Origin of the sequence: Microbacterium sp. ZW T5_45 (genome assembly GCF_044987415.1) — a bacterium.
Lineage (GTDB): Bacteria > Actinomycetota > Actinomycetes > Actinomycetales > Microbacteriaceae > Microbacterium.
In genome coordinates this window covers 47,402-65,212 of record NZ_JBJDRJ010000012.1, presented here as the reverse complement: position 1 = coordinate 65,212, position 17,811 = coordinate 47,402, and the positions used below count along the sequence as shown (strand labels likewise).

The 17,811-nt window shown below is 68.4% G+C and carries 16 protein-coding genes; 11 read left to right on the top strand and 5 right to left on the bottom strand.

What is annotated here, in order from left to right:
- Nucleotides 1–9: 9 nt before the first annotated feature.
- Nucleotides 10–444 carry a hypothetical protein gene (locus ACI3KS_RS08505; RefSeq protein ID WP_404917190.1) on the top strand — a complete coding sequence of 145 codons (435 nt, stop codon included), beginning with the start codon at nt 10–12 and terminating at the stop codon, nt 442–444.
- Between the two features lie 167 nt (nt 445–611).
- Here ACI3KS_RS08505 and ACI3KS_RS08500 read toward each other — a convergent pair whose 3' ends face one another.
- The gene (locus ACI3KS_RS08500; RefSeq protein ID WP_404917188.1) at nt 612–2,357 is read right to left on the bottom strand and encodes an alkaline phosphatase family protein; all 1,746 of its coding nucleotides are present in this window, start codon (nt 2,355–2,357) and stop codon (nt 612–614) included.
- Between the two features lie 142 nt (nt 2,358–2,499).
- Between ACI3KS_RS08500 and ACI3KS_RS08495 the strand changes: the two genes are divergently transcribed.
- The 10 genes from ACI3KS_RS08495 to ACI3KS_RS08450 all read left to right on the top strand — a co-directional run bounded on the left by ACI3KS_RS08495 (nt 2,500) and on the right by ACI3KS_RS08450 (nt 14,361).
- Entirely contained in the window at nt 2,500–3,957 is a 1,458-nt protein-coding gene (locus tag ACI3KS_RS08495; RefSeq protein ID WP_404917186.1) for a CCA tRNA nucleotidyltransferase, read from the top strand.
- Between the two features lie 404 nt (nt 3,958–4,361).
- Nucleotides 4,362–5,996 (top strand): ABC transporter substrate-binding protein, encoded by a 1,635-nt coding sequence (locus ACI3KS_RS08490; RefSeq protein ID WP_404917184.1) that lies wholly within the window; start codon nt 4,362–4,364, stop codon nt 5,994–5,996.
- A gap of 68 nt (nt 5,997–6,064) precedes the next feature.
- Nucleotides 6,065–7,138, top strand: a complete 1,074-nt coding sequence (locus tag ACI3KS_RS08485; RefSeq protein WP_404917182.1) for an ABC transporter permease — start codon at nt 6,065–6,067, stop codon at nt 7,136–7,138.
- Nucleotide 7,139: 1 nt separating this feature from the next.
- The gene (locus ACI3KS_RS08480; RefSeq protein ID WP_404917180.1) at nt 7,140–8,126 is read left to right on the top strand and encodes an ABC transporter permease; all 987 of its coding nucleotides are present in this window, start codon (nt 7,140–7,142) and stop codon (nt 8,124–8,126) included.
- Nucleotides 8,127–8,137: 11 nt separating this feature from the next.
- A complete protein-coding gene (locus tag ACI3KS_RS08475) occupies nt 8,138–9,817 on the top strand; it encodes a dipeptide ABC transporter ATP-binding protein (RefSeq protein ID WP_404917273.1) in 1,680 nt (559 codons plus the stop codon).
- 329 nt (nt 9,818–10,146) lie between these two features.
- On the top strand, nt 10,147–11,475 hold the full coding sequence (locus ACI3KS_RS08470) for a GAF domain-containing protein (RefSeq protein ID WP_404917178.1): 1,329 nt from the start codon (nt 10,147–10,149) through the stop codon (nt 11,473–11,475).
- 178 nt (nt 11,476–11,653) lie between these two features.
- On the top strand, nt 11,654–13,204 hold the full coding sequence (locus ACI3KS_RS08465; RefSeq protein WP_404917175.1) for an aldehyde dehydrogenase family protein: 1,551 nt from the start codon (nt 11,654–11,656) through the stop codon (nt 13,202–13,204).
- A 121-nt stretch (nt 13,205–13,325) separates the two neighbouring features.
- Complete coding sequence (locus tag ACI3KS_RS08460) at nt 13,326–13,715, top strand: DUF779 domain-containing protein (protein ID WP_404917173.1); 390 nt, start codon at nt 13,326–13,328, stop codon at nt 13,713–13,715.
- Nucleotides 13,716–13,807: 92 nt separating this feature from the next.
- Nucleotides 13,808–14,083, top strand: a complete 276-nt coding sequence (locus ACI3KS_RS08455; protein ID WP_404917171.1) for a type II toxin-antitoxin system Phd/YefM family antitoxin — start codon at nt 13,808–13,810, stop codon at nt 14,081–14,083.
- On the top strand, nt 14,080–14,361 hold the full coding sequence (locus ACI3KS_RS08450; protein ID WP_404917169.1) for a type II toxin-antitoxin system RelE/ParE family toxin: 282 nt from the start codon (nt 14,080–14,082) through the stop codon (nt 14,359–14,361). The genes ACI3KS_RS08455 and ACI3KS_RS08450 overlap by 4 nt, the downstream gene beginning before the upstream one ends.
- A 13-nt stretch (nt 14,362–14,374) precedes the next feature.
- Here the strand turns inward: ACI3KS_RS08450 and ACI3KS_RS08445 are convergent, their stop codons facing one another.
- From ACI3KS_RS08445 to ACI3KS_RS08430, 4 genes are read right to left on the bottom strand one after another with little or no spacing between them, the layout of a single operon-like run.
- Nucleotides 14,375–15,151: an ABC transporter ATP-binding protein gene (locus ACI3KS_RS08445; RefSeq protein WP_404917166.1), complete on the bottom strand. Its 777-nt coding sequence runs from the start codon at nt 15,149–15,151 to the stop codon at nt 14,375–14,377.
- Nucleotides 15,151–15,966, bottom strand: a complete 816-nt coding sequence (locus tag ACI3KS_RS08440) for an ATP-binding cassette domain-containing protein (RefSeq protein WP_404917164.1) — start codon at nt 15,964–15,966, stop codon at nt 15,151–15,153. The genes ACI3KS_RS08445 and ACI3KS_RS08440 overlap by 1 nt, the downstream gene beginning before the upstream one ends.
- A complete protein-coding gene (locus ACI3KS_RS08435) occupies nt 15,963–16,823 on the bottom strand; it encodes an ABC transporter permease (RefSeq protein ID WP_404917162.1) in 861 nt (286 codons plus the stop codon). The genes ACI3KS_RS08440 and ACI3KS_RS08435 overlap by 4 nt, the downstream gene beginning before the upstream one ends.
- A complete protein-coding gene (locus tag ACI3KS_RS08430) occupies nt 16,820–17,782 on the bottom strand; it encodes an ABC transporter permease (RefSeq protein WP_404917160.1) in 963 nt (320 codons plus the stop codon). Before ACI3KS_RS08430 ends, ACI3KS_RS08435 begins: the two co-directional genes overlap by 4 nt.
- Nucleotides 17,783–17,811 lie beyond the last annotated feature (29 nt).

Here is a 17,811-nt window from a genome sequence, read left to right as displayed (position 1 = left end):
AGGACGACAATGACCGAGAACGTGCAGAACAGTCAGAACCCCGCCCGACTGGTCGTGCTGGGCATCGTCGCACTCGTCGTCGCGGGCGGCATCATTCTCGCGTTGATTCAGCGCAACGCCGACGATGCGGATTCCGCGGCGCCGACGAGCACGGCCACGAGCGAACCGACCGCGACGTCGGATGCGACAGCAGATGGAGAAGACAACGTGTCCGATGGCAACGCCACACCCGATCCCACTCCGGTCTTCGGGAAGTTCCTCGAGGAGGATCTGAACGGTCAGGAGGCGATCGACGCTCTTGGCGACCGCATCGATGTGGTCGCCGAGCGAAACGGCAAGACTGTAGAGGAGCTCACGAGCCTGCTCCAGCACGACAGCACCGTCTACATCACCACCGATGGTCTCATCATGTTCAAGGACGACTTCGGCAAGAACGACGGCTGACGCGCGGCATTGCTCGCGCCCCGGAATCGCATCCGCTCGTCCGTCTTCCGCCCTCGTACGAAAAGTCGGAGCCTCGCGCCGACACGCCGCCATCCGGACGCCGCGGCACGGCGTGTCGCGGCGAAGCTCCGACTTCTCACACGCGAAGAGAGACTCGAAGCCCGACCTTACTTCCCGCTCGGCACCCCGAACAGCTCCTCACCGTGCTCGTGCAGCAGGCGGTAGGCATCGGCGAAGGTCCGCGGTTCCGCCTCGCCCGGTGAACCGTACTTGGCGATCAGCAGACCGAGCAGGCCCCGCGCCGGCGGCGTGAGCGGCTTGTCGTGTCCGGGGTCGTCCGGCTTCGGCGCTGTCGCCTCGGGATTCGGCGGCGTGTAGGCCGGAGTCGTCACCGGCCAGTCCGACGGATGCCGCGGCTGCTCGAGGTTCACGACGTTCAGCAGCGTGTTCGCCGACGCATCGCGGTCGTTGAGCGGCTCGAGACCGTGCAGGCGCGAGAGCGTCGCCGTCACCGAACCGTGGTGCATCTCGTCGTGGACGATCGTGCCGCGCTTCGTATAAGCCGAGACGGCGATCGCCGGCACCCGGCATCCGAGCCGGTCGAACGTGAATCCCATCTCACCGGCATCCGTCTCCTTGGTGGGTTTCGTCGCGGCGGGAGGCGGCACGTGGTCGTAGCATCCGCCATGCTCGTCGAACGTGATGAGCAGCAGGGTGTTGACGGCGTTGGAGCCTTTCGGTGACGCGCTGGTGCGCACGGCCTCGTAGATATCGTGGATCAGGCGATCGCCCGCCCGCACATCGGAGATCGCGCTGTCGAACACCTCGCTCCCGTCGACAGGGCTCTCCCGCACAGCTCCGAACGGCGGGTGGAAGTCGTTGTGGTCGTAGACCATGCGCGGCTCGATGAACGCGTATGCCGGCAGCGTGCCGTTCTTCGCATCGGTGTAGAAGTCGGCCATCGTGCCGAAGTGCTCGGTGCGCCAGTACTTCTCGAGCACCGCGGCGTGCAGCATCCCGGTGAACGACACGAGCTGGAGCTCATCGATGTAGACCTTCCAGCGGACCTTCTTCTCTTCCAGCCGGTTGAACACCGTCGGGGCGGCGGGAGCAGAGAGCCACTTCTCGTATCCGCCGCCCGCCTGGTTCGTCACGAAGCCGTGCGACGTCGACGCGTGGAAGAACGAGCGGTTGCAGAACGTCTGCGAGGGTACCGCCGCATACCAGTGGTCGAACACCGCGAACTCGGCGGCGAGGGTCGATAGCACCGGCAGCATCTCGGGGGAGAACGAGCCCATGATGGTCGCGGCTTCCTCAGGCGTCGGATCCTCGCCGCGGAGCCTGCGGAAGTTGTTGATGTAGTCGTGCAGGAACCCCGACATGGTCGCCTTCTCGCCATGCGAGGGGGTGTTGAAGGGCGCGGTCATCTGCTCCGCCGAGAGGTCGGCGTTGCCCGCCGGATCGACCGTGCCGAAGAGCTGGGTGTTGACGTGCGGATACTCCTCGCCCGGGTCCGGATCGGGAAGGCTCATGATGCGATCGGTGTCGCCCGTGTAGATATGGGCGTCGACCACGGTGCCGTCGGGTGCGGTGTTGCGGTGCGTGCCGAATGCCAGCCCTTCGAACCGGTCGCCTTTCGGAAGGTTCTCGCTCGTGTAGAGATAGCCGAGCAGGTTGTCGAAGGAGCGGTTCTCGCCCATCACCACGACCAGGTGGTCGAAGCCGGGGGCGCTGCGCGGGGTCAGCGCCGCATACGGGTCGGGGGCGCTCGCGAAGCCGTCGTGCCCTCGGCCTGCGATCGATGCGCCGATGGCCGCGCCGCCTGCGCCGCCGACCACGGCACCGGCCAGCGCGGCGCCACCCATCTTGAGGAACCCCCGTCGCGAGGGGGTTCGTGCGTCGTCATTCGTCACGACGCCGATCCTACGGCTCGGGTCCGCGCGGGTCACGGCATCCGCCCGTGACCGCACGCCACGGCGGCCGGCACCGGCCCGCACGACCGCCTCAGCCCCGCCCCCGAGAAGCCCCGCCGAGCCGCCCGGTACGCTGGAACCCATGCTCAACATGGCCGACGGCCTCGCCCGTCTCGGCGCGCTCGCCGAGAATCCCGTCGTCCGCACCCTCGCCGAGGCCTTCGCGACGGCGGGCTTCGACCTCGCGGTCGTCGGCGGTCCCGTGCGAGACGCACTGCTGGGGCGGCCCACGCACGACCTCGACTTCACCACGAACGCGAAGCCCGACGAGATCCTCGCGGTCGTGAAGCCGATCTCGACCGCCCAGTGGGACATCGGTCGCGCGTTCGGCACGATCGGCGCCCGGGTGCAGGGCGAGCAGGTCGAGATCACGACCTACCGCGCCGACAGCTACGACGGCGTGACCCGCAAGCCCACCGTCGAGTTCGGCGACTCGATCGACGGCGACCTCGTGCGTCGCGACTTCACCGTCAACGCGATGGCGCTGCAGGTCTCGCCGCCGGCGCCACGGTCGGGATCAGCGCCGGCGGCCAAGCTCGTCGACCCGACGGGCGGCGTCGAGGACCTCGTCGCCGGCATGCTGCGCACCCCGACCGACCCGGCCGTCAGCTTCGGCGACGACCCGCTGCGGATGCTCCGCGGCGCGCGCTTCAGCGCCCAGCTCGGCTTCTCGATCGAGCAGGCGACAGAGCAGGCCATCACCGAGCTCCGCCAGACCCTGAGCATCGTGAGCCCAGAGCGCGTGCAGTCCGAACTCGTGCGCCTCATGCAGACCGACGACCCCGTGCGCGGCATCCGGGTCCTCGTCGACACCGGTCTGATCGAGGAATTCCTGCCCGAGGTCAGCGCGCTGCGCCTCGAAGTAGATGAGCACCACCACCACAAGGACGTCTACGAGCATTCGCTCACGGTGCTCAGCCAGGCCATCGCGCTCGAGAACGCGCGCCATCCGGGAGCCGATCCGGATGTGCCGTTGCGCATCGCGGCCCTGCTGCACGACATCGGCAAGCCGCGCACCCGCAAGCTCGAAGACGGCGGTGCGGTCACGTTCCACCACCACGACGTCGTCGGATCACGCATGGCGCGCAAGCGCCTGCAGGCCCTGCGTTTCGACACCGACACGACGGATGCCGTCGCGAAGCTCATCGAGCTGCACCTGCGCTTCTTCGGCTACGCCGAGGGCGCCTGGACGGATGCCGCCGTCCGCCGCTACGTACGCGATGCGGGTGACGTGCTCGAGCGCCTGCACATCCTCACCCGCGCCGACGTCACGACCCGCAACAAGCGCAAGGCCGCTCGACTCGCGGGCGCCTACGACGACATCGAGTCCCGCATCGCCGCCCTCCGCGAGCAGGAGGAGCTCGACGCGATCCGCCCGGAGCTCGACGGCAACCGCATCCAGGAGGTGCTCGGCATCCGTCCTGGCCGCGAGGTCGGCGAGGCGTACCGGTTCCTCCTCGATCTGCGTCTCGACGAGGGCGTGATCGGAGCGGATGCCGCCGAGCAGCGCCTGCGCGAGTGGTGGGCCGCCCGCGACTGAGGTCCGCCTGTTCTCGCGCTGACGACCCCGCGCAGCCGCATCCGCCGACGATGGATCAGAAGTGCAGCTCGGATGCCGTCGCCAGCGGCACTTCTGATCCATCATCACTCCGACGGAGAGGGCGGGACCGGACCCGCCCGAACGCACGCCCTTCCGGAAGATTTCCTGCTTTCGCGTCGTTCGAATGTTTCCAGTACGGAAAATCAGTGAGAAAACCGTTCAGGATCGACTCTGGTGTCCCTATGATGATGTGATCCGCGTCCGATCCCGCCGCAGCACAGCAAGGGGATCGCTCTCACTGTCGAGACGACCACCGCACCTCATCGTGCGTGGGCTGCAGGTGAGAGCAGAGGCGCAGGCCGCGTTCTACCGGCGCGGCTAACCGAGAGTACACAGGGGTAAACATGGCACTGCACATCACCCGCGGCCGACTCGGCCTCGCCATCGGAGCGCTCGGCGCCTCCGCACTCGTCCTCGCAGGCTGCGCGACCAGCAGCACCGACGGGGGAGGCGGCGACGGCGGCGACGGCGGCAGCGAGATCACGGTCGGCACCACCGACAAGATCACCTCGCTCGACCCGGCCGGCTCCTACGACAACGGCTCGTTCGCCGTCATGAACCAGGTCTATCCGTTCCTCCTCAACAGCGTCTACGACACCGCCGAGGTCACTCCCGACATCGCCGAGTCCGCCGAGTTCACCTCGCCGACCGAGTACACCGTGAAGCTCAAGTCGGGCCTGAAGTTCGCGAACGGCAACGATCTCACCTCGAGCGACGTGAAGTTCAGCTTCGAGCGCGTCGTCGCGATCAACGATCCCAACGGCCCTGCGTCGCTGCTCGGCAATCTCGACAGCATCGCGACCCCCGACGACACCACCGTGGTGTTCACGCTGAAGAACGGCGACGACCAGATCTGGCCGCTCATCCTCTCCAGCCCCGCAGCTCCTATCGTCGACGAGGACGTCTTCTCGCCCGACTCCGTCACCAGCGACGACGACATCGTCGAGGGCAAGCCGTTCGCCGGCCAGTACGAGATCAGCTCGTACAAGGTGAACGAACTCATCTCGTACACCCCCTACGACGGATATCAGGGCAACCTCGGCGCCGCCGAGAACAGCGGCGTCAACGTCACCTACTACGCCGACGCCTCGAACCTGAAGCTCGCGGTCGGCAACGGCGACATCGACGTCGCCTTCCGCAGCCTCTCGGCCACCGACATCGACGACCTCAGCGGCAACGACAAGGTCAAGGTCGTCGAGGGTCCCGGTGGCGAGACCCGCTACATCGTGTTCAACTTCAACACGCAGCCGTTCGGCGCGACCACGGCCGAGGCGGATGCCGCCAAGGCGCAGGCGGTGCGTCAGGCCGCGGCATCCCTCATCGACCGCGAGGCCATCGCGACCAACGTCTACAAGGACACCTACAGCCCGCTGTACTCGTTCGTCCCGCAGGGATTGCCGGGAGCCACCGAGCCGCTGAAGGACCTCTACGGCGACGGCGACGGCGGCCCCTCGCTCGACAAGGCGAAGGCGACCCTCGAGGCCGCAGGCGTCACGACCCCGGTCGCGCTCAGCCTGCAGTACAACGGCGACCACTACGGCCCCTCTTCGGGTGACGAGTACGCCGCGGTGAAGGCGCAGCTCGAGGAGGGCGGCCTGTTCACCGTCAACCTGCAGCAGACCGAGTGGGTGCAGTACGCCAAGGACCGCACCGCCGACGTCTACCCCGCGTACCAGCTGGGCTGGTTCCCGGACTACTCGGATGCCGACAACTACCTGTCGCCGTTCTTCGTCACCGAGAACTTCCTCGGCAACCACTACGACAACCCCGAGGTCAACGACATGATCGTCGCCTCGCAGACCGAGACCGACTCGGCGAAGCGTCTGGAGATGCTCGGACAGATCCAGGAGCTCGTCGCGAACGACCTCTCCACTCTGCCGCTGCTGCAGGGCAAGCAGGTCGCCGTCGTCGGCGCCGACGTCTCGGGCACGACGCTCGACGCCTCGTTCAAGTTCCGTTACGCGCCGCTGACCAAGTAAGCGCGACCCGGGGTGCGGCGCGCGATCCGCGCGCCGCACCCCGGACATGCTCGGAATGAGGTTCCTCTGTGTCCGTTGACGCCCTCGCCCCCGTGGCGACCCCCCGCCGCACGTCGAAGGGAGGTGGCCTCTGGCGTTACATCCTCATCCGGTTGGTGCTGATCATCCCGACGGTGCTGATCCTGGTGACGATGGTCTTCTTCCTCATGCGCCTGACCGGCGACCCCATCACCGCGGCCCTCGGCGGGCGCCTTCCCGCCGCACAGCTGGCCGAGCGCATCGCCGCCGCCGGCTACGACCAGCCGCTCATCCTCCAGTACTTCCAGTACCTCGGCGGTGTGCTGCGAGGTGATTTCGGCACGACGATCACCGATCGCCGACCGGTCATCGAGATCCTGCTGCAGTACGGCTCGGCCACTCTCGAGCTGGCGTTCTACGCCCTGATCGTCGCCTTCGCGGTCAGCATCCCGCTGGGCCTGATCGCCGCCTACCGTCGCGACCGCTGGCACGACGCCGTGCTGCGCATCATGGCGATCCTCGCCTACGCGACCCCCATCTTCTTCGTCGGGCTGCTGCTCAAGCTCATCTTCTCGGTGTGGCTGGGCTGGCTGCCGGTCTCGGGTCGCGGCAGCACCCGTACCGAACTGCTCATGAGCGGCGTCGACACCCCCACCGGCATCTACCTGCTCGACGCGATCCGCCTCGGCAACGGCGCCGCGATCGGCGACGTGCTCTGGCACGCCGTGCTCCCCGCCGTCGCGCTGGGGCTGCTCACCGCCGGTGTGTTCCTGCGGCTCATCCGCACGAACGTGATCGGCACGCTCGGCCAGCAGTACGTCACCTCCGGTCGGTCGCGCGGTGTGGGCGAGTTCCGCCTCGTCACGCGCCACGCATTCCGGCCCGCGCTCATCCCGATCATCACCGTGATGGGCATGCAGGTCGCCATGCTGCTCGCCGGCGCCGTGCTCACCGAGACGGTCTTCGAGTGGAAGGGGCTCGGCTTCATGCTCGCCGACTACCTCAAGGCCCGCGACTTCGTCGCCGTTCAGGGCATCGTCGTGATGATCGCGGTCGTCGTCGCGGTGACGAACTTCCTCGTCGACATCGTCGCCGCGGCCATCGACCCGAGGGTGAGGTACTGACATGTCGACCACCGACCTGCCCACCCCGTCCACCAGCGCGATGGCGCTGATCCCACCACCGCGCAAGCGTCTGGTCGACCGCCTGCCGGTCATCTCGCACCTGCGCCAGAGCGTCGGCCTGCAGCGCGGGATGCTCATCACCGGGCTCGTGATAACGATCGGTTTCCTGCTCATCGCGATCCTCGCGCCGCTGATCGCGCCCTACAGCTGGGCGCAGCAGGCGGTCGACGGCGTCGCCTTCGGCACCCAGCAGCCGCCGAGCGCCACGAACATCCTCGGCACCACGGTCAGCGGGTTCGACGTCTTTTCGCGGGTGATCTGGGGAGCGCAGACCGCGATCCTCGTGATCATCGCCGCGATCGTCTGCTCGATCTTCATCGGCATCGCGCTGGGACTGCTCGCCGGCTACTTCGGCGGGTGGCTCGACCGCGTCCTCGTGGTCATCTCCGACGCGATCTACGCGTTCCCGTCGCTGCTGCTCGCGATCGTCATGTCGATCGTCATCAGTCGGGGACAGTCGACCCTGCTCGGCGGCATCCTCGCCACCGCGCTGTCGATCACGGTGGTGTTCGTTCCGCAGTACTTCCGCGTCATCCGCTCCGAGGTCGTTCAGGTGCGCTCGGCGCCCTTCGTCGAATCCGCCAAGGTCATCGGCGTTCCGAACCGGCGCATCCTCATCCGTCACGTGCTGCGGAACTCCACGCGGTCGCTGCCGGTCGTCATCACGCTGAACGCGTCTGAGGCGCTGCTCACCCTCGCAGGCCTCGGCTTCCTCGGATTCGGCATCGAGGCGACGGCCGCGGCCGAGTGGGGCTACGACCTGAACCGCGCTGTCGCCGATGTCACGAGCGGCATCTGGTGGACGAGCACGTTCCCCGGTCTCGCGATCGTGCTCGTGGTGCTGGGCATCACGCTCGTGGGCGAGAGCCTCAACGACCTGAGTGATCCGCGACTGCGCACGCGCCGTCGCGCGGGAGGTGCGAAGTGACCGCGTCTGAAGTGATCGACGTCGCAGACATCAGAGACCTCCGGGTCACCTTCGCGACCGACGGCGAGCCCGTCGAGGCAGTGAAGGGCATCGACATCCAGGCGCACGCGGGCGAGGTGCTCGCGATCGTCGGGGAATCGGGCTCGGGCAAGACTGTGACGGCCAACGCGCTGCTCGGGCTGCTGCCCGAGACGGCGACACTGTCGGGCGCGGTCGTCGTCCGCGGCCGCGACGGCGGCGAGACCGACATCGTGCACGCCTCGCCTGCCCGCCTGCGCGAGATGCGGGGGCGTGATGCCGCGATGGTCTTCCAGGAACCGTCGACCGCACTGAACCCCGTCTACACGGTGGGGTGGCAGATCGCCGAGGGTCTGCGCGCGCATGGATCGCTCTCGAAGAAGGAGGCGAGGGCGCGGGCGATCGACATCATGCGCCGCGTCGGCATCCCCGACCCGGAGAAGCGTGTCGACGATTATCCGCACCAGTTCTCGGGTGGCCAGAAGCAGCGCATCGTCATCGCGATGGCGCTCGTGCTCGACGCCGGCCTCATCATCGCCGACGAGCCGACGACCGCTCTCGACGTGACGGTGCAGGCCGAGATCCTCGACCTGCTTCGCCGCTGCCGCGATGAGTTCGGGGCGACGATCGTGCTGATCACCCACAACATGGGCGTGGTCGCCGACCTCGCCGACCGGGTGGTGGTCATGTATCGCGGCGACATCATCGAGCAGGCTCCGGTGCGCGAGCTCTTCGCGGCGCCTCGAGAGGACTACACTCGCGAGCTCCTGGCGGCGGTTCCGCACGTCGGCCAGGGCAAGTCGGTGACGCAGGATGCCGCGGCCGTGGCTCCGGCATCCGCTCCGTCCGGCAGCCTGATCGTGGCGACCGCCGCTGAGATCGGCTATCCCGGCCGGTTCGGTCGTGGGGGAGTGGTCGCCGTGAAGGGCGTCGACTTCTGGGTCACTCCGAACGAGGTCGTGGGCCTCGTCGGAGAGTCCGGCTCGGGCAAGACGACAATCGGCCGGGCTGTCGTGGGGCTCACCTCGGTCGTCGGTGGATCGCTGACCGTGCTCGGGCAGGAGATGCGCGGGGTCAAGCCGCGGCAGTTGGCGCCGTTGCGGTCGGAGATCGGCTTCGTGTTCCAGGACCCGGCGACGAGCTTCAACCCGCTCCTGACGATCGCCGAGTGCATCGCCGAGCCGCTCGTCGTGCACGGACGGTTCCCGAACTCGGCTGCGGCGCGAGCCCGTGTGAACGAGCTGCTCGACGCGGTGCGACTGCCGATGAACTTCGGAGACCGGTACCCGCACGAGCTCTCGGGCGGACAGCGCCAGCGGGCCTCGCTGGCGCGGGCGCTCGCGCTCGACCCGAAGCTGCTGATCGCCGACGAGCCGACCAGTGCGCTCGACGTGTCGGTGCAGGCGAAGGTGCTCGACCTGTTCGTGCAGCTGCAGGCCGATCTCGGCTTCGCGTGCCTGTTCATCAGCCACGACCTCGCCGTGATCGACGCGGTCTCGGACCGGATCATCGTGCTGCAGAAGGGCGTGATCCGCGAGCAGGGCACCACAGCGCAGGTGCTCGGTGCGCCGAGCGACGCGTACACGCAGGAACTGCTCGCCGCGCTTCCGGTGCCGGATCCGATCGAACAGCAGGTCCGCCGCGAGCGGTGGGAGCAGGTGCGCCGGCGCTGAGGGGTTCCGGCATCCTGCGTTTCGACATCCTGCGTTTCGACATCCCGCGTTTCGACATCCCGAGAACAGGTCAACCGCGCGAGATCATGACGATATCGGCTGATTCGTCCGTGTTTCGTGCGGTTGACCTGTTCTCGGCAGGACAGTGGCTCCCCTGGCAGGGGGGCGGCGTGATGATGGATCACAAATGCATGCCGGATGCTCTCGCGGGATGCGTTTTTGATCCATCACGCGCTCTGGCAGGGTGCCGCGGCCGGACTGGCCCCTGTTGCCCGCACCCTCGGGCTTCTACACTGAGGAACGCTCCACATCGATGATCGGAGACCGCCGTGGCTGCGTCGTGGAACACGTCGCGTGACACCCGCCCTGGGGCGTCGCGCCTGCTCATCGAGCGCGCCCACGAAGAGCTCATTGCCGGCAACCTCGACGACAGCCGACTGCAGCAGGTCCGTCCGCTCGTGCGGGAGTCCTGGGAGCGGTCGTGGCGCGGCCGGGTCGGACCCGAGAGCGCGCCCCAACTCGAGCTGGCCGAGGATGAACTCGAAAGGTACCGGCTCACGCATCCGCTGGCCTCGGCCATGGACATGATCCGCGCGCTCCTGCTTCCCGGCTCGCCCGAGGATTCGGAGGTCATCATCGCGATCGGCGATCAGGCCGGCCGCCTGCTCTGGGTCGAGGGCGACCACCAACTGCGCTCCCTGTCCGGCGACATGGGCTTCGTCGAAGGCACGAACTGGGCGGAGGATGCTGTCGGCACCAGCGCTCCCGGCACGGCGCTCGCCCTCGCGGAATCGGTGCAGATCCGGGGAGCTGAGCACTACAACCGCCTCGTGCACCCCTGGTCGTGCAGCGCGGCCCCGGTGCGCGATCCCGAGACTCAACAGGTGCTCGGCGTGATCGACATCACCGGCGGCGACGAGGTCGTCTCGTTGCAGGCGCGGATGCTGGTCGACGCCACGGCCCGCGCGGTCGAGTCCGAGCTCCTCGTGGCTCGCCTCCGGGAGAGGCAGCACGTCTCCCGTGCATTCTCGCCGCCGAAGGCGATGGGGTCGGGCACCGTCCGCGCCGTGCTGCACGTGCTCGGCCGGGATCGTGCGCGGCTCGAGACCGAGACGGAACTGGGCGAGAAGGTCGTCGAGCTGAGCGCTCGGCACGCGGCGATCATGCTCATGCTCGCGATCCACCGGCACGGCCTGTCGGCCGAACGCCTCGCCGAGCTCGTCTACGGAGAGGGCGCCTCGCCCGACACGCTGCGGCCCGAGATGGTACGACTGCGCAAGATGCTCGAGGGCACGGCATCCGCCCTGATCCCCGAATCGCGGCCGTATCGGCTGCCGATGATGTTGGAGACGGATGCTCACGACGTGCTGTCGCTTCTCGATCGGGGGGCGCATCGGGTGGCGCTGACGTCGTATCGCGGTGCGGTGCTGCCGGAGTCGACGTCTCCGGGAGTCGAGGAGTTCCGCGAGACGGTGCGGGCGACGCTGCGCGAGGTGATGCTGTCGGAGGCGAGCCTCGACGTGCTGCTCGCGTACGCCGAGATCCCCGAGGGGCAGAACGACATCGAGGCGCTGCGGCTGGCGCTCGGAATGCTGCCCGCGCGCTCGCCGAAGCGCGCGGGCCTCGTCGCGCGGATCGAACGGCTCGAGCAGAACTGAGACCCTTCGTCTCGCTTCCCGGTTCCTGAGCGAGGAGCGCAGCGACGAGACGAAGGGCGCTCAGGGACCGGGATGCAACTCGACGCAACGTTGCGCACCGGGGTGCAACGTGCGGCGGCATACCGTCGGAGCATCAGCCGCAGAGCATCGGAGCCGCGGCCCGTCGGAGGAGTCATCGATGACCATCGTCGAAGAGCACGTGTCCACCGCTTACGTCGCACCAGGGCAGCCCGGCGCCCGTGCGAACTACCGCCCCCGCTACGGCCACTACATCGGCGGCGAGTTCGTCGAACCGGTGAAGGGCCAGTACTTCGAGAACATCAGCCCCGTCAACGGCAAGCCCTTCACCGAGGTCGGCCGCGGCACGAGCGAGGACATCGACCGCGCCGTCGAGGTCGCGTGGAAGGCCTTCGCGTCGTGGGGCAAGACCAGCCCCGCCGAGCGCTCGGTCGTGCTCAACCGCATCGCCGATCGCATCGAACAGCATCTCGAGGAGATCGCGATCGCCGAGACCTGGGAGAACGGCAAGCCGGTGCGCGAGACGCTCGCCGCCGACATCCCGCTCGCGATCGACCACTTCCGGTACTTCGCCGGCGTGCTGCGGGCGCAGGAGGGCGGCATCAGCCAGCTCGACGAGAACACCGTGGCCTATCACTTCCACGAGCCGCTCGGCGTCGTCGGCCAGATCATCCCGTGGAACTTCCCGATCCTCATGGCGGTGTGGAAGCTCGCCCCCGCGCTCGCCGCGGGCAACTGCATCGTGATCAAGCCGGCCGAGCAGACTCCGGCATCCCTGCTCTTCCTCTTCGACATCATCGGCGATCTGCTGCCGGCCGGTGTCGTGAACATCGTGAACGGCTTCGGCATCGAGGCGGGCGCCCCGCTCGCTCAGCACAAGCGCATCCGCAAGGTCGCCTTCACCGGCGAGACCACCACCGGTCGCCTGATCATGCAGTACGCCTCGCAGAATCTCATCCCGGTGACGCTCGAACTCGGAGGCAAGAGCCCGAACGTGTTCTTCGAGGACGTCGCCCGCTCGACGAGCGACCCGTTCTACGACAAGGCACTCGAGGGCTTCACGATGTTCGCGCTGAACCAGGGCGAGGTCTGCACCTGCCCCTCCCGCGCGCTCATCCAGCGCTCGATCTACGACGGCTTCCTCGCCGACGGGCTCGAACGGGTGAAGAAGGTCGTGCAGGGCAACCCGCTCGACCCCGCCACGATGATCGGCGCGCAGGCGTCGAACGACCAGCTGGAGAAGATCCTCAGCTACATCGACATCGGAAAGCAGGGCGGGGCGAAGCTCCTCGTGGGCGGGGAGCGGGCGGACCTCGGCGGCGACCTCAGCGAGGGCTTCTACGTGCAGCCGACCGTGTTCGAGGGCACGAACGACATGCGCATCTTCCAGGAGGAGATCTTCGGCCCGGTGCTGTCGGTCACGAGCTTCGACGGCTTCGACGACGCGATCTCGATCGCCAACGACACGCTGTACGGGCTCGGTGCGGGCGTATGGAGCCGCAGCGGCGACACGGCCTATCGCGCAGGACGGGCGATCGAGGCCGGGCGCGTGTGGACGAACACCTACCATCAATACCCGGCGCACGCCGCCTTCGGCGGGTACAAGCAGTCGGGCGTCGGCCGCGAGAACCACAAGATGATGCTCGACCACTACCAGCAGACCAAGAACCTCCTGGTCTCGTACGCCGAAGGGCCGATGGGCTTCTTCTGAGTCAGACGTCGGGGGCCCTTCGTCTCGTCGCTGGCGCTCCTCGCTCAGGGACCGGTTCACGATCCGGTCCCTGAGCGAGCGGAGCGAGACGAAGGGCGCACAGCTCCCGAAAGGAGTCACCATGGTCGGCATCGGCACCTACCAGCGCATCGACGTGACGGATGCCGCGGCATCCCTCGTCCGTGATCTCACGGCGCAACACGGCCCGCTCATGTTCCACCAGTCGGGCGGATGCTGCGACGGCTCTGCGCCCATGTGCTATCCGGTGGGGATGTTCCTCACCGGTCCGGGCGACGTGCTCCTCGGCACTCTCGATGTGGGGCTCGAGACGCCGGTCGAGATGTACATGTCCGAGTCGCAGTTCGAGTACTGGAAGTACACGCACCTCACGGTCGATGTGGTCCTGGGGCGCGGTGCCGGGTTCAGCGTCGAAGGCCCGACAGGCATGCGATTCCTGATACGGAGTCGGATGCTGAACGACGCGGAGCTGGAGTACTTCGGGCTCGTCTGACCCGCCGTTCGCGTGCGCCTCCCGGGTCGACGTATGCACCTCGCATCGGCGGCAGCCCTTGATCTGGCCAGATTTCAGGCTAGAATTTCCCCATGCAGACTGTTCCGTTGAGTGAAGCGAAGGACCAGCTCTCGCGACTCGTCGATCAGGTGGAGCGCGAGCACGAGACGATCGAGATCACGCGGCACGGGCGCAGCGCCGCGGTTCTGGTCAGTAAGGATGCTCTCGACTCCCTCTACGAGACCCTGTTCTGGTTGTCCCAGCCCGGAACCGCCGAGGACGTCGATGAGGCCCGGACTCAGGATGCAGCAGGCACTCTGCATAGCGCAGAGGAGACGCTGACGCGATACGGGATCCGTCCCCGGTGACCTGGGCCGTCTCGTTCGCGGATTCTGCATGGCGCGACCTCGACCGGCTCCCGCAGAAGATCGCCCAGGCGATCGTCGAGTTCTCCGTCTTCACCCTTCCGGCGAACCCGTTGCGGATGAGCAAGCCGCTGCAGGGGGACTTCGAGGGTCTTCGTTCCGCACGCCGCGGCGACTACCGGGTGCTGTTCTTCCTCGTGGAACCAGACCGGCTGGTCGTGGTGCGCACGCGTCATCGGCGTGACGCCTACCGCCCGCCGGCGCCAGTCGGCTCGCCGTGATCCGGAAGGCGTCTCAGGGCAGCCGCGGGACGGCGTCGACGAGCGCACGCGTGTAGGCCTCGCGCGGGGAATGCAGCACCGACGCGGTCGTGCCCTCCTCGACCACGCGGCCGTTCTGCAGCACCACGGTGCGGTCGCAGGCGGAGGCGATCGCGGTGAGGTCGTGCGAGACCATGATGAGCGACAGCCCGTGGTCGCGTCGCAGCGAGTCCAGCAGCTCGAGCACCTGCACACGGGTCGACACGTCGAGCGCGCTCACCGGCTCATCGGCCAGCAGTACACGCGGGTGTGAGACGACGGCTCGGGCGATCGCGATGCGCTGACGCTGGCCGCCCGAGAACTCGTGCGGATAACGCCGCGCCGTGTCGGCCGGCAGCCCCACCGACTCGAGAGCTGCGGCGATGCGCTGCTGCGCGTCGGCACCGCTCGCGAGCCGCAGCGACCGCAGCGGTTCGCCGATGATCCGGTCGATCCGCTGTCGGGGGTCGAGGGACGAGTAGGGATCCTGGAACACCGGCTGCACGCTCGCGCGGAAGCGCCGCATCAGCACGCGGCGCTTCGGCAGGCTCAGCGACCCAGAGGCGGGGTGCAGCGGCGCGCCGTCGAACAGCACCTCGCCCTCGTCGGGGCGGGCGAGACCCAGCAGCAGCCGCAGGATCGTCGACTTCCCCGCGCCCGACTCGCCGACGAGGCCCAGAGACGAGCCCTCGTCGACCGAGAGCGAGACATCATCGAGCACCCGCTGCGAGCCGTACGAGAACCCTGCTGCGCGCAGTCCCAGCAACGCCATCAGCCGACCTCCCCATCGGAGGCCGACCCCGCCGGCGCGTCGAGGAATCTGTCGAGCGCACGGGCGCTGACCACGAGCATCCGGGTGTAGTCCTCGGTCGGCGACTTCAGCACCTGCGCGACCGGCCCCGACTCCACGACGAGGCCGTCGCGCAGCACGACGATGCGGTCGACCATGCGCGACACGACCGCGAGGTCATGGCTGATGAACAGCAGCGCCATGCCGCGCTCGGCGACGAGGCGCTCCAGCAGGGCCAGCACGCCGGCCTGCACGGTCACGTCGAGGGCCGTGGTCGGCTCGTCGGCGATCAGCAGCCGCGGCTGCGCGGCCAGGGCGATCGCGATCGCGACGCGCTGACGCTGGCCGCCCGACAGCTGATGCGGATACGACGACGAGATCCGCGGTTCCGGAAGCGCCACCTCGTCCAGCGCGGAGGCGACGGCCGAGCGCAGCGCATCGCCCCGCAGCCCGAGATGCCGCCGCAGCGGCTCGGCGATCTGCCGTCCTACCGTCATCAGCGGGTCCAGGGCGGTGAGCGGCTCCTGGAACACGATCTGCGCGACCGGGCCGCGCAGCGGCCGCAGCTCGGCATCGCGTGCGCCGACGACCTGGTGGCCGTCGAGCAGCACCGATCCGGATGCCGTGAGCGAGGGCGGCAGCAGTCCGGTCACCGCGAGCGAGGTGAGCGACTTGCCCGACCCCGACTCGCCGATCAGGCCGAGCCGCTCCCCGGGTGCGACCGTGAACGACACGTCGCGAACCAGGGCGCCCGAGTCGGAACGCACCGTGAGCGCAGAGACCTCGAGGATGCTCATCGTGACCTCCGCCGTGTGGGGTCGGCGAGATCGCGCAGACCGTCGGCGAGGAAGTTCACGCCCACCACGAGCGCGATGATCGCGATGCCGGGGGCGATCGCGCCCACGGGTGCCGCGAGCACGGTCCCCTGAGCCTCCTGCAGCATCCGTCCCCATGACGCGCCGGGCGGCGGCGCGCCCAGGCCGAGGTACGACAGGCTCGCCTCGGCGAGCACCGCCGCGCCGAACTGCAGTGCCAGGCTCACGGCGAGGGTGGGTGCGATGTTGGGCAGCACGTGCAGGCCGATGACGCCGAGCAGCGAGGTGCCGCTCGTGCGGGCGGCCGTGACGTACTGCTCCTGCAGCACTCGCCGGGTGAGGATGCGGGTGAGTCGCGCGACGACGGCCGACATCGCGAGGCCGATAGCGAGGATGGCCGACCACAGTGACGCTCCCTGGATCGCGACGACGAGCATCGCCAGCAGCAGCACGGGGAACGCGATCACGACGTCGAGTCCGGCCGAGAGCGTGTCGTCGATCCAGGGGCGGGCGAACGCGGCGATCAGACCGATGAGGATGCCGAGCACGGCGGCCAGGGCGACCGAGCAGGTTCCGACCACGAGTGCGATGCGCGCCCCGACCATCAGCTGCGACAGCAAGTCGCGGCCGAGCCGATCGGTGCCCAGCGGATGCGCAGCGCTCGGCGTGTCGAGCCGGCCACCGCTGATGTCCGTCAGCGGGTAGGGCAGCCAGAACAGCGAGACCACGGCGATGACGACGATGATCCCGGTGAGCACCAGGCCGATCACGAGGGTCGCCTTCGGACGGCGCCGCGTCGCGGCGGCGTCCGTGATGACCTGTTCGGCGACGCCGCTCATCGGTTCCCCGAGACACTCGTGCGCAACCGCGGATCGATGAGCCGCTGCGCGATGTCGGCGACGAACCCGACGAGCAGCACGAACAGTGTGCTGACGACGAGGACGCCCTGGATGACCTGGAAGTCATGCTGCTCGATGGCCGACAGCAGCAGGCTGCCGAGTCCCGGCAGGGTGAAGACGCTCTCGACGACGACCGCGCCGAGCAGTGTCGTCGACAGCTCGATGCCGAGCACCGCGACCACAGGAACCGCGCCGTTGCGCACGCCATGCCGCAGCAGCGCCTCGGCCATGCCCGAGCCGCCGGCGCGCGCCGTGCGCAGGTAGTCGCTGCCGATCACATCGAGGGTGGCCGAGCGCACGTAGCGGCTCAGTGACGCGCTCATGACGATCACGATCGTGATGACGGGAAGGGTGAGCGAGCGCAGGGCGTCGGCCGGGTCCTCCCAGTCGTCGCGGGGGAAACCGCCCGACGGCAGGATGCCGAGGCCCAGGGCGAAGATCCACACGAGCACGACTCCGACCCAGAAGACCGGCACGGCGACGCCGAGCTGCGCGAAGCCGGAGAGCGCGACCCCGTACCAGCGGTCGGCCTTCACGGCGGCGGTGATGCCGATCACGAGCGACACCAGCAGCGCCCCGAGGAACGCGATGAGGGTGAGCGGCAGCGTGACGGCCAGGCGGTCGGCGATGTCGGGGCCGATCGGCCGGGAGCTGAGGAACGACTCGCCCAGATCGAAGCGGAGCAGTTGGCCGGCCCAGGTCGCGAACTGCTGCAGCAGGGGCTGGTCGGAGCCGACCTGGGCGCGGGCCGCAGCGATCTGCTCCTCAGTGGCGTTGACCGAGAGCAGCGCGTTCGCGGGGTCGCCTGGCAGCAGTCGCAGCAGCACGAAGATCGCGATCATCGCGACCACGAGCGACACCACGAGGAAGCCGAAGCGGCGGAGCAGATAAGCGGGCATGTCTCAGAAAGCGAGGTCGAGGCGAGGTC

Excerpts from the sequence above, each read along its gene's own strand:
- ACI3KS_RS08445 (WP_404917166.1), bottom strand. The coding sequence starts at position 15,151 with ATGGCGTTGCTGGGACTGCGCGCAGCAGGGTTCTCGTACGGCTCGCAG.
- ACI3KS_RS08480 (WP_404917180.1), top strand. The coding sequence starts at position 7,140 with ATGTCGACCACCGACCTGCCCACCCCGTCCACCAGCGCGATGGCGCTG.
- ACI3KS_RS08460 (WP_404917173.1), top strand. The coding sequence starts at position 13,326 with ATGGTCGGCATCGGCACCTACCAGCGCATCGACGTGACGGATGCCGCG.
- ACI3KS_RS08490 (WP_404917184.1), top strand. The coding sequence starts at position 4,362 with ATGGCACTGCACATCACCCGCGGCCGACTCGGCCTCGCCATCGGAGCG.
- ACI3KS_RS08465 (WP_404917175.1), top strand. The coding sequence starts at position 11,654 with ATGACCATCGTCGAAGAGCACGTGTCCACCGCTTACGTCGCACCAGGG.
- ACI3KS_RS08430 (WP_404917160.1), bottom strand. The coding sequence starts at position 17,782 with ATGCCCGCTTATCTGCTCCGCCGCTTCGGCTTCCTCGTGGTGTCGCTC.
- ACI3KS_RS08455 (WP_404917171.1), top strand. The coding sequence starts at position 13,808 with ATGCAGACTGTTCCGTTGAGTGAAGCGAAGGACCAGCTCTCGCGACTC.
- ACI3KS_RS08435 (WP_404917162.1), bottom strand. The coding sequence starts at position 16,823 with ATGAGCGGCGTCGCCGAACAGGTCATCACGGACGCCGCCGCGACGCGG.
- ACI3KS_RS08440 (WP_404917164.1), bottom strand. The coding sequence starts at position 15,966 with ATGAGCATCCTCGAGGTCTCTGCGCTCACGGTGCGTTCCGACTCGGGC.
- ACI3KS_RS08505 (WP_404917190.1), top strand. The coding sequence starts at position 10 with ATGACCGAGAACGTGCAGAACAGTCAGAACCCCGCCCGACTGGTCGTG.
- ACI3KS_RS08495 (WP_404917186.1), top strand. The coding sequence starts at position 2,500 with ATGCTCAACATGGCCGACGGCCTCGCCCGTCTCGGCGCGCTCGCCGAG.